Annotated in this window: 13 protein-coding genes; 3 read left to right on the top strand and 10 right to left on the bottom strand. The window is 61.7% G+C overall.

All coding sequences use genetic code 11. From position 1 onward, the window contains the following. On the bottom strand, positions 1 to 839 hold an 839-nt coding region (locus tag BLS48_RS31855), incomplete at its 3' end, for an IS30 family transposase (protein ID WP_167365326.1). Between the two features lie 148 nt (positions 840 to 987). Between BLS48_RS31855 and BLS48_RS36640 the strand changes: the two genes are divergently transcribed. Both BLS48_RS36640 and BLS48_RS36010 read left to right on the top strand, forming a co-directional pair. Next, complete coding sequence (locus BLS48_RS36640) at positions 988 to 1122, top strand: hypothetical protein (protein WP_280142559.1); 135 nt, start codon at positions 988 to 990, stop codon at positions 1120 to 1122. A 127-nt stretch (positions 1123 to 1249) separates the two neighbouring features. Continuing rightward, positions 1250 to 1411 carry a hypothetical protein gene (locus BLS48_RS36010; protein ID WP_208604704.1) on the top strand — a complete coding sequence of 54 codons (162 nt, stop codon included), beginning with the start codon at positions 1250 to 1252 and terminating at the stop codon, positions 1409 to 1411. A 393-nt stretch (positions 1412 to 1804) separates the two neighbouring features. Here the strand turns inward: BLS48_RS36010 and scpB are convergent, their stop codons facing one another. From scpB to BLS48_RS31830, 4 genes are all read right to left on the bottom strand, one after another. Next, a complete protein-coding gene (gene scpB, locus BLS48_RS31845; RefSeq protein WP_091586231.1) occupies positions 1805 to 2515 on the bottom strand; it encodes an SMC-Scp complex subunit ScpB in 711 nt (236 codons plus the stop codon). 5 nt (positions 2516 to 2520) lie between these two features. Beyond that, positions 2521 to 3468, bottom strand: a complete 948-nt coding sequence (locus BLS48_RS31840; RefSeq protein WP_244529993.1) for a DUF1403 family protein — start codon at positions 3466 to 3468, stop codon at positions 2521 to 2523. Positions 3469 to 3784: 316 nt separating this feature from the next. Beyond that, a complete protein-coding gene (locus BLS48_RS31835) occupies positions 3785 to 4378 on the bottom strand; it encodes a type II toxin-antitoxin system VapC family toxin (protein WP_091586229.1) in 594 nt (197 codons plus the stop codon). After that, entirely contained in the window at positions 4368 to 4664 is a 297-nt protein-coding gene (locus tag BLS48_RS31830) for a hypothetical protein (protein WP_091586235.1), read from the bottom strand. The genes BLS48_RS31835 and BLS48_RS31830 overlap by 11 nt, the downstream gene beginning before the upstream one ends. A gap of 246 nt (positions 4665 to 4910) precedes the next feature. Between BLS48_RS31830 and BLS48_RS31825 the strand changes: the two genes are divergently transcribed. Continuing rightward, on the top strand, positions 4911 to 6047 hold the full coding sequence (locus tag BLS48_RS31825; protein ID WP_091586228.1) for a site-specific integrase: 1137 nt from the start codon (positions 4911 to 4913) through the stop codon (positions 6045 to 6047). Between the two features lie 173 nt (positions 6048 to 6220). On the opposite strand, the gene BLS48_RS31820 is transcribed toward BLS48_RS31825, so the two are convergent. The 5 genes from BLS48_RS31820 to repA all read right to left on the bottom strand — a co-directional run bounded on the left by BLS48_RS31820 (position 6221) and on the right by repA (position 10904). Further along, positions 6221 to 6739: an RES family NAD+ phosphorylase gene (locus BLS48_RS31820; protein WP_091586226.1), complete on the bottom strand. Its 519-nt coding sequence runs from the start codon at positions 6737 to 6739 to the stop codon at positions 6221 to 6223. Then, positions 6736 to 7125, bottom strand: a complete 390-nt coding sequence (locus tag BLS48_RS31815; RefSeq protein WP_091586225.1) for an antitoxin Xre/MbcA/ParS toxin-binding domain-containing protein — start codon at positions 7123 to 7125, stop codon at positions 6736 to 6738. The genes BLS48_RS31820 and BLS48_RS31815 overlap by 4 nt, the downstream gene beginning before the upstream one ends. Before the next feature lie 157 nt (positions 7126 to 7282). Beyond that, on the bottom strand, positions 7283 to 8503 hold the full coding sequence (repC, locus tag BLS48_RS31810) for a plasmid replication protein RepC (RefSeq protein ID WP_091586223.1): 1221 nt from the start codon (positions 8501 to 8503) through the stop codon (positions 7283 to 7285). A 155-nt stretch (positions 8504 to 8658) separates the two neighbouring features. Next, entirely contained in the window at positions 8659 to 9624 is a 966-nt protein-coding gene (gene repB, locus BLS48_RS31805) for a plasmid partitioning protein RepB (protein WP_091586222.1), read from the bottom strand. A 77-nt stretch (positions 9625 to 9701) separates the two neighbouring features. Next, positions 9702 to 10904, bottom strand: a complete 1203-nt coding sequence (gene repA, locus BLS48_RS31800; protein WP_091586221.1) for a plasmid partitioning protein RepA — start codon at positions 10902 to 10904, stop codon at positions 9702 to 9704. Between the last annotated feature and the right edge of the window lie 104 nt (positions 10905 to 11008).

The raw sequence follows: 11008 nt of genomic DNA, 5'->3' as shown, positions 1-11008 counted from the left end.
TTCTCGGCGAGGGCCCTCACGACGGTCGCCGAGTCCCTTCTCGCCAACTTCACAAGCATCGTGAACCGGCTGTGTCGCTCGACGAGGGTGGCGATGTTCGTGTCGTTAGCACCGGTGAGCAGATCACCCTCCCAATGACCTGGGATGGCACGATCCTCCGCCTCGGCGGGGCGGTCGCGGATGGAGATCATATCGAGTATTTGTCCTTGCCCCGTCCGGCTCTGTGCGCCTTTGGCGAGGCGCATCTGTCGTTTGGTACGCAGGTGCGCTGTCAGTTCCTTCTTGAGCACCCCTCGCGACTGGATGAATAGACTGCGATAGATCGCTTCATGAGATATCCGCATGCTTGGATCGCCCGGGTACTCTCGCCTCAACCAGCCCGCTATCTGCTCCGGCGACCATTGCAGCGCCAGCTTTTGCGCCACCCGCCATCGTAGCCGTCCAGAGCATGCCAGGCGACACTGCTTCGGGCGCAGCGCTCGCTCCCAAGCATGCTTGTCGGCCCGGGTTGCACGATACGTTTGTGCACCGCCATTGCGCGAGATCTCGCGACATATTGTCGATGGGGATCGCCCGAGACTTCGTGCAATAGCGCGGATTGCGAGACCCGCCGCGATCCCGCGAGAGATTTCTTCGCGCTCCGCCAGCCCGAGCGCCGAGGCCGCTCTACGCCTTGCTGACGGAGCAATGCCGCCGTGTAAGGATACGATCCGCTGAACGCCGGTCTTGTTCCGGCGGTCCAGTGCCCGCGAGATCGACGAAATGCTCTGACCTTGCTTCCATCGCTCCCAAAGCTCGGCCTTCTGCGCTGACGTAAACCAGATCCGTGACGTCACCATGCAACACCTCCTCATCCTCTCAGATTAAGAGTGTTGCGGCGACCTATTGAACCCACCGGCGCAAACCTGCCGTTCGCCTTCGGACTTCCTTCCCGCTTGCTACCGTCCGAAACTTGTCGCATATCAAGCAGCAGGGATCGACCTGGCCGTGTTCGACGTGACCATGATCGAGGCGACGCGCACCTTCTGGGACAAGGTGGTGATCGCCCATGGATTGCGCCGCTGTTACGAGCGGCGCGGAGAACTGCGGCAGGAAGGCCAGCGGGTTTCGCGGCACTATTAGACCTGCATTGTCTCCTGCGGTCAGAAAACCGGCAAGGCGGCGCTCGCCGATCTCGTTCTCGGCGCTGATTGTGTGCGACACGCGCGCATCTTTTTTTGTTCGTCCTGACTATGATCTTGCTTCGGCAGTGCCCGGTAGCTTCGCAATCGCGCCGGCGCCCGACATGGTCGATGCGCTCAGGCGCGACTACATCAATACAATCGCCATGATCTTCGGCACTGGACCGAGCGCCGAGGAGATTCTGGCATCAGCGGCCAAGATCGAGGCGAACTTCAACGACCGAGCCTAATCGCCCGGTCGACGACTGGGCAATTGGTGACGGTGCCGACAGTTGCGGCTCGATTAAACGTGCTAATCGTCGAACTTGCAGTTGGCTACAACGTACCTTTCTCGGTGACAATTTCGTCGCTGGCGTTGGACTCTGTGAAAAGCGCTCCCCTCCACGAGCAGCAAGATGTTGTCCCACGAGGTCTCAAGTTGGAGCTTGCGCGTGACCATGAATCTGGGGCGGCAGAGGTGCAGAGGCCGCATATTGGTGCTTGCCGCCGCTGACCGGACCCATGTCCGAAATTTGCCTAAAAATTTCGGACATGGGCAGCCTCGCCGGCGCGATCCCTGCAGCGATTGGCGGGAAAAGCGGGACGCACCCGCAAAGCACAGCCATTGCGTCGGTCGCGCCGAGCTATTCCTCCATATCGGCTCCGGCGTCCGCGTAGGCGCCAGCCAACTCTGGCATGATGTCACCAGCCAACAGCTTTTCCTTGCTGAGTAGGCCGGCGTCTTCCAGCGCCTCGAAATCCGGCAGGTCTCGCAGCGTGTCGAGGCCGAACTCCAGCAGGAATTCTTTTGTCGTGACGTAAGTGTAAGGTGCACCCGGCGTCGGGCTGCGCGGACCGGAGGCGAGCATGCCGGCGCCGCGCAGTCGGCCGATCAGGTCGCGAGAAATCTCCTTACCGAAGAAGGCCGAGAGCTCGGTACGGGTGATCGGCTGGAAATAGGCGATGCACATCAGCACCAGCACCTCCGACTGCGAGAGGTTTTTTTGCTCCTGCTCGAGCGTGCCAAACGCTGCGCGAATGGCATCACCGTAGGCCGGCCGTGTCAGGTGTCGAAAACCGCCGGCGACGGCGACCAGATCATAGGGCCGGCCGCGCAGTTCTTCACGGATGTCGTCGATCAAGAGGTCGATGCTGCAGCTTTTGCCGACGATCCGCGCCAGCGTCTCGCGGCCGACCGGCTCGCTGGCTGCAAAGATCGTCGCTTCGACGCGGTGCATCCATTCGCGCCAGCGCACCTCCGGCGGCAGGTGATCCAGCTCTCGGTCAAACAGCTGGTCAGCTGATCGACCGTCATCTGACCGCCCCTTCCCTTGTCTGCGCGTTGCTTCCGCCATCGCTTTCAGATCCCGTAGATGCGGAAGGTCGCGCGGCCGGACAGTTCGCGCACAGCGCCGAGCTCGACCAGCCGGTCGAACAGGCGGCGCAATCCGCGGTCGCTCATGCCAGCGATCTTTTCGGATGCGACGATCGCGTCGTCGGACAGGAGTCTTTCGACGACCATGTCCGCCGCCTTGGCCCTGAGTTTTGGCGCAACTGCAAGCAGTCGGTCCGCGCGGCGCTCGAGCTCGGCGGAAAGATCAATCGCGCGCAGCGCGGCGCGCGCCTGCGCGGCAAGCAGACCTTTCGCACGCTCAGGATCTGTCTCAATGCTTGTCGCCACAGAGCTGGCTCCCGATCGATGCGGCCGGGCGCTTGTGCCCAAGGCTGCTTCGGCACCCAGCAGCGGCAAAGCATGTGCCCAGCCCAGTCGTTGCGCCAGGATGGCGTCGGCGAGCCAGGCTCCGAGGGCGCGCGCAAAACCGTAGCGTTCGGCGATCGCTATGGCGCCGGTCATTATTCCCACCGTCCCGTCACTGGCGGCCAGCTGTCGAAGATCGTCCGTGAGGGCGCTCACGCCCTCGTCGTCGGGAGCATAGCCGAATTCCTCCAATACCGCGGCCAGATTTCTCCTCGTCAGAAGCTCCTCTGCGGGCCGGGCGACCAGCCGGCGCCAGGCGAGGAGCAAAAGGCCGGCGGGCCCGACATTGTCACCGGGTCGCGTGAGCAGCACGGCGTCGCGCAGCGCGCTTTCATCCTCGACGCGGCCAGCCTGCCGTGCCGTCACGCCGGCCGCAACAAGCGCCAGCCGCAGCCGCCAAGCGCCGGCCCACCGCTCCTGCCGGCGGACCACCGCATCGAGCGCGCCAATGGTCGCGCCTGCTGTGTGCGCGAGGTCTTCAATTTCTTTTCCCGCAAGGCTTTGCGCATCCGGGATGGCCCTGCGCAGCCAGCCTGGCACCGTCGCCATCGGCGCGGTCGAAGGGGCACCGGCAAGCGAGGCGTGGTGGCGTTGAGAGGGCTTGGGACGCAGAATCATCGAAAACACGATGAATCATGGCGGCGCTTTTCGCAACAAAAATGGACAAAAAGCGCTGTGCGTGTCGTGCAGGAACAACGAACGATAATGTTGCATTATCATTCGTTACGCCCTCCGCATGATAAATGGCCGTTTTCGTCGAGCAGAAGGTCACAATTCACGCCCAGCGACCCTCCGGACCATCCCACAGCGCGACGGTCTTGCTGTAACGGTTACGATAGCGCGGATGCATATCCCCACTGACCCTTCAGGCGGGGGGCCGCGAACCTGGCGCCGCCCGGTAGAAGATCACCCGCACTGACGGAACAAGTTGGTTCAGGTAGTCGAAATCTCCAACATTGCCGGTCAGGACCGCCGCTCCCAAAAGACCGGCCTGGTGAAAGATCAGCGCGTCGTTGAGGAAGCGGCGTTCATGCCCCTTCCCTTTCGGTAGATGGCTCAGCCGGAACAACAGACCGGCCAGCATACCGGCGCGCGCCCAGGTGGTGGCGTCGGGTGCATGCAGCCGGTGCGCCGGAATATCTTCGATCGTGCCCGCAACCGCTTTCAGGACCGACTTTGTCTCAGGGTGCGCCGGGTCAAGGCGACCGAACACGTGGCTGAGCTCGGCAAGGCAGACGGCCGAGTGGTGACAGAGCCGATAGGTCAAAAGGTTATCGACCGCTTCGGGCGTGCGTCCCTGCAGGACATCCAGATACACGCTGGTATCGAGGAGCAACACGCCGCCGACAGGCGGCTGGTCACCTGCCCAGGACAGGGCAGAATCTGGTCGCCGTTCCAGCCCCGCGCTACGCCGCTGTGGTTTTAGGGAACGCAGTGCACTCCCTAGATCAAATGCCAAGATCGATGTCCGCGGAGATGCTCCCCTTGCGGCCGACGAGCCGCGCGCCAAAATCGTCCTCGAGGGCCAGTCGCGACAAGGCGAGCTCCAAAAGCTCGGTGTCGGAGGTCACATGAGCGCGCTTCTTTGCCGCCTCGATCAAATCCGACGGCACCCTGCCGGAAAGGCGTGTGTTTTTGGCCGCGCCCAGAAGACCGACCGCCCTCGCCTGCTCAAGCACCAGACGGTTGCGGTTGCGGGCGATCTGCTCCTCGCTTGCGGCTGCCGTTGCGCCACGTATGGTCATCTTCGGACTCTCCATTTGTTGAACGGAATATAAAGACTGTTGAACATGAAGGCAAGGAGAGACCACCCCTAAGAGGCCATCACTTGACAGGACAGGCCCGCTCCCGGTGATGCGATAACCGGACCCGACGGGACGCAAATCTCGCAGCTATTCCGTCACGCGGCTCCCAGTGGACAATTCCGCGCTTTGGCAGCACGTTGGCTCCCAAGAATCGCGGTGCTGTGACATTAAAATGGACGAGACTTGATGGGCAATGCCCGTAATTTGATGGTGCCCACCGGCGCAATCGACGCCGATGACCTGCCGGACATTGTCGACGTCGTCATGGAGATGGGGCGGCCGGATGAAGGCCCCTCCCCTTCCCCGCAGGTCTTCGACGGGCGACAGGCATCGTTGCCTACGCATCTCGAAAAGCTCGCCGACCGCGCTCGCGATTACGTTCAGGCCGCGAGCTCCGCCAACACCCGCCGCGCCTACGCCGCCGACTGGAAGCATTTCTGTGCCTGGGCGCGCCGGCAGCATCTCGAGGTGTTGCCGCCAGATCCGCAGGTCGTCGGCCTCTACATCACGGCTTGCGCGTCCGGTAAGGGAACAGGAGACAAGAAACCGAACGCCGTCTCGACGATCGAGCGACGTCTCTCATCGCTGACCTGGAATTTTTCTCAGCGTGGTCAGCCGCTGGACCGAAAGGACCGACACATCGCCACCGTCATGGCCGGTATTCGCAACAGCCACGCCTCCCCTCCCCGGCAGAAAGAAGCCATTCTTCCGGAGGATCTGGTTGCCATGCTCGAGACGCTCGACCGCGGCACGCTGCGTGGCCTGCGCGACCGCGCCATGCTGCTGTTGGGTTTCGCCGGAGGCCTGCGCCGCTCCGAGATTGTCGGTCTCGATGTTGCCAGGGATCAAACCGAGGACGGCCGCGGTTGGATCGAGGTCTTGGACAAAGGCGTTCTCGTCACACTGCGCGGAAAGACCGGCTGGCGCGATGTCGAAATCGGCCGCGGCTCATCCGATACCACCTGTCCGGTTGTCGCCGTGCAGACCTGGCTGAAACTGGCCAGGATCGGCCATGGCCCCCTGTTCCGGCGCGTCACCGGGCAAGGCAAGGCGGTTGGCTCGGAGCGGCTGAACGATCAGGAGGTGGCACGCCTGGTCAAACGCGCTGCGCTTTCCGCTGGCGTGCGAGGCGACCTGTCGGAAAGCGAGCGAAAGGAAAAGTTCGCCGGCCATTCGTTGCGCGCGGGCCTGGCCTCGTCAGCCGAGGTCGACGAGCGCTATGTGCAAAGGCAGCTCGGCCATGCCTCGGCCGAAATGACTCGCCGGTATCAGCGCCGAAGAGATCGATTCCGCGTCAATCTCACCAAGGCGAGCGGCCTGTAGCAGATCGGGAAAAAGCCCCCTGCCCCCGTTTGAACGCAACGCAAGTTCTTTTCCGTCAAGGGGCGAGCGTGATCAGTCTCAACGACGGAAACTCGTTTCGAGATCGGCCGATTTCTCGGGTACCTGCTTCCGGGGACGACTCCCCAGAAGATCGCCCAGCCTCTGCCCAACCATCAACGCCAGGACAATTGGTCCTTTGGCAATCGGCCGCTTGGGTCGAACACGGCCACCTGGTGAGGCAGGTCAGGTCCCCATTTCCAAAGCACGAGATTTCGATCGTCCGCCTCGGCGCCTGGAGCAAAGCTCGGCACCAGGATTCCGGCAATGCCCCGTCCGGCAAGGCGATCATGAATGGTCCACGACGGCGGCCGTTCGCCCTTTGCCAGTGCCATTGCCCAGGCACAACTCATGTCTTGCGTCGTGATTGAGACCTTGGCCCTCTCTGCCTCGGACGTCAGATCGACGACATCCGCACAATCGACTTCATAAGAGCACAGGACGCACGGATCGATGCGATGCGCAAAGCCCTGGTTGGCCTCCTTGACCGCGGTCATGACGCTCAAAGCGAGGTAAAGCGCAGGCACGCCTTTGGGATTGAAGCGTGCCCCCCTGATCGCGGCCCCCTCGCCCGATGTCGGTTTGAATGCCCAGCGTGGATCGTGTGCCCGGTAGCAGGTCCCCACGAACCTCAAGCAAAGCCCCCGAGGGCCATATGGTCAAGATAATCCCGAACGGCACCCGCCTTGCCATCCTTGACAAGCGCTTCGGCGGTGCGTCCTCCGAAGGCCGCCAGGGGTTGGGCGCGATACCAGGCCATTGCCTGTTCCTTGCCCCCCGACCATTCGGTAACCCGGCTGATGATCTCGAGCATCTCGCGCAGGCGACCCTGCGTTCTTGCTGCGCCACTGCGTTCGGCGCGGTAGACGGTTTCGCGCGCCAATCCCGCAGTCTCCGCGAGCTGGCCCTTGGACATGCCAAATCCGGCCGCCACCTGGTCGATCGCAATCTTTCCGCCCCTGTCCATATAGGACAGGACCAGGGGCTGGCCCGCTGGCGAGAGTTTCAGAGCTTGGGTCATTCAGGCCACCTTGCCATATCCATCGACGTATTTCTTGTGCATAAGATATGGCACATTCAAGTTTCTTGCAAGGACACGTCGCGCTGCGTTCAGCCGCCCAACCGAAAAACCCGGCTGGCGCACGACAGGGATAGCGGCGTCGGGCCGCCCGCCGGCGTCATGACACCTGCTTCCTCTTCTCGAGCTTTGCTCGCAGCAGCGCCATGATCATCGGCCAGACCGAGAACTTCCCCTCCCTGGCCCGTGTTGTCAGGCTTCGCAGATAGCCGCCAGGGCTGGAGATATGCTCGAAACGCTGCTGGATCGCGGCAATCACGGTCGCGGCCTGGTCCTCGCCCATCACCTCGCATGCTTCCTGGTAGGCGCTGGGGCTGATCCCGAGATACGCCCTGCCCGTGGCGGCCGCGGCCATCAAATCCCGCCATGTCCGGATTTCACCGCTTTTCGCCAAGGCCACAATATCCGGGCAGGCATCCAACACGATCCCCAATGGCAGCTCGCGTTTGGGCAAGTGCCGCACGTTGTCAGTTTCCGCAGCGTTGGCGCTTGCTTCTTGCTGTTTTCCAGAGCCTTGTTCAATTTCAGTATTAGAGTCTGGATTTGAATTCTGTATGTGGCGCTCAGAATGAGACTCATTGGCGTTCTCATTGTGTGAATTGACGAACGTTTCCAGCGTGTTCTGCACCTCCAGCCATAATGCCTCGAGCTCTCCCGCTATCGCGTCGTACGACTGGCGCGGCGCCGTGCGAGGAATCCGGCCAGCGATGTTCTCATACGCGCGCTGGAACCCTCTCCAGTCAGCCGGGATAGCCTCGTCTATGCCCGTGGCGATCATCTTGACGATATCGCGACGGCACAGAGTGATCCGCTCCTTGGCCAGTTTAAGAGCCCGCCGTTCAGCCACGACGGCCTCAGCGAGATCCTTGAATTCCTGCGCCCGCACCACGATCGGCGTCAGGTCGAAGCCATAGGCCTGCTCGATCTCCCCGTTCGGTCCCTTGCGCGCGAAACGCTTGCCGTTGGGGCTGTCTCGGCGAATGACCAGTCCGCACTGGACCAGGACGGCAAGATGCCGCCGCAGTGTCGCCGGCGACATGCCGTTGGCACGACTGATGAGCTGCTCGTTCGACGGAAAGACGACCAGGTCGCTATCGCCATTGAATGCCGTATCGGGATGGAACGACAAAAGTGCGTTGAGAATGGCCAAGGCGCGATCGGTTGCGCCAACCGCGTCGCGGGCCTCTCGGACGTGCTGGAATACATGCCACTTGTGCACCGTGGCATCCTTGTCCACCGCCTTCGCGGCCACCTGGGCTGCCATCATGCCAAGCGTCATCGGTCGCCGCCCAAAGGGCGTCGTCGTATAGTGCCTCTCCATTTCCCTCGCCTTTCAATCAGGCAAAAGAAAACTGCTCGTCGAAACGACGCCAACGACTCTTGACAGTGATTCGGGGAAGTGCGATTCTCAGCTTGCTACAGACATGAGAAGGGCTTCCGCGACGGTTTCGTTCGGGGGCCTTTTTCTTTTGCGGTTCAGTCTCCTGTTTTCTTCGCCGTTTCCGATGCCCGGAAAGCCTCGAAAAGCTCGTCCAGCCTGTCGGAAATGAATGCGCCAAAGGGCGATGCTTCCCTGGATTTCAGGGCGAGCGTAAACACCTTTCCCGTGTCCGTGATCTTGGCTTGCACCGACTTGTCCCGCGGCGCCCAAGCCCTTTCCCTGGACTTCAATTTCGATCCTGGGCTTTTCACCGGAGCACTCACAAAGTCGAAGAGGCGGGCAAAGCGGCCGTCACTGCCCAGTTGCGCGAAATCGGCGCTTGTCACGCACTCGGTCGCACGCCCCGCGGCTCGCGGATGCTCCATGAGCTTGGCAAGCTGCCACCAGCGATCCCGGCCAATGGTCTTGGCGGCGCCGACCGCCACGATCACCTGCTCGGGAATGCTGCCGGTGACGGTCCGCATCTTCGAATAGGTCGTATCGTCGAGTGCAAGGGCTGACTTCACCGTCTCCGGCGAGTATCCCCGTTTGAGAATGCGGTCTGCAAACAGCGTCCGTTCGATGAAGGACAGGTTTGCCCGCGCGGCATTCTCCTGGCCCTGAGCGATGACATGGTCCTCATCGTCCATCTTCTTGACGACAGCGCGGACGGGCCTCTCCAACTGGCGCGCGACCCTGACGCGCCTGTGTCCAAAGACGGTCTGGAAACGGCCGGCAATCTCCGGGTGAGGCCTGACCAGAACCGGAGAGTCCTGCCCCCGTTCCCGGATCGCCGCCAGCAACTCCTGAAACGCCTCGTCGTCATCATCCATGCGGTCCGAGACGAATGAAGTGTCGACCAAAGCCGGATCGAGATCGACGACCGAACTCTTGGACAGCTCCTCGAATGACTGCATGATCGATCGCGACGCGCCGCGAACCGCATAACCCGAGACATCGCGATTGTCGGCGACTGGCGTCGCCGGGTTCATCACACTGCCGAATATGTCCCTGCGCGCCATTCAATCGCTCCGATTCGTGGTTAGTCGACTGATTTCACGAGGGAAATGTCCACTTTTTACTGCCGTAAAACACGCCGTCATGACCGGCCCCATGCGCGATGGATGAGCGTTGCGATCTCGGAGTTCACAGCGTCCAACGATTCGAGGGCGCGGTCGTAAGTTGAGCGGGTGAAAGCTGACTTCTCCACCTCGTAGAGCGTCTGTTTCGTCAGGCCCGCGTCGGAAATTGCCGTCGACTTGAGCATGGGATTGTCGAGGATCTGGCCCGCAAGCATCGACTGCATGAAGCCGACCATCTGCGCCTGCGGAATGTCTGTCGGTTCATAACGCGTGATCAGATAGCGAAACCAGTCGAGCTCGATGGATGCGCCGGCAGCCTTGATGGTCTTCAAGATGCCGCCGAGCATCAATAGGAACTGGCTCATCGACATCAGGTCGAGCATCTGCGGGTGAACGGTGATGAGAACGGAGGTCGCCGCCGACATCGCCGTCAAGGTGAGATAGCCGAGCTGCGGCGGGCAATCGACAACGACGACGTCATAGCGCTCGTCCACCTCGGACAGCGCCCGGGCGATCCTGGTGAAGAACTGGCGGCCGGCGCTGGATGATTTGTCCTGCATGGCCAGCGGCGTGTCGTATTCGTACTCCTGCAGCTCGAGATTGGCCGGGATGATATCCAGCCCCGGGAAATTGGTCGGCACGATCACGTCGGCTATCGGTTTGCGCTCGTCGTCGTAGCGGATCGCCTCGTAGAGCGAGAGGTTGCGATCGAGTTCGGGCTGGAAGCCATGCAGGGCAGAAAGCGACGCTTGCGGGTCGAGATCGATCGCCAGGACGCGGTGCCCGGTCAGCGCAAGGTGCTGGGCGAGGTGGGCCGCGGTCGTGGTCTTGCCGCTGCCGCCCTTGAAATTCACGACCGCGACCACCTGGAGCTTGTCCCCTGGCTTGCGGTGCGGGACGTACTTCTTAACCTCGGTCCGGCCATGCCGATCCAGGAAGTGGCGAAGCTCAAGCATCTGCTCCGCGCTGTAGGACCGGCGTCCCGAAGGGATTTGCTCGGGCATTGGTCCCTTGCCTTCAAGATGCAGGCGCTTCAGATTGTTCTGCGAGACGCCGAGGTAATGGGCGACTTCCGCCATCGAAAAAGATCGAAGGGTCTTTGTCGCATTTGGGGGGAACTTCTCCATGCGGAGCTGGTTGAGGCGCCGCGATATTTCCGCGCCTTGCTCGAGGATCTTGTCGTCAAACTCGAAGCGTGGCAATCGCATGGCAATATTCATTTCCGTCGAACCCGAATTGGCGCTTTTTGTGAGCAATCCCCTCAACAAGCGCCATTAAGCTCCGATTCGGACAGACCGGCAAGAAGTTTTAGGTTAACAGAAGG

The sequence above is a fragment of the Mesorhizobium qingshengii genome (assembly GCF_900103325.1).
Lineage (GTDB): Bacteria > Pseudomonadota > Alphaproteobacteria > Rhizobiales > Rhizobiaceae > Mesorhizobium > Mesorhizobium qingshengii.
This window is presented reverse-complemented; position numbering and strand designations above follow the sequence as displayed.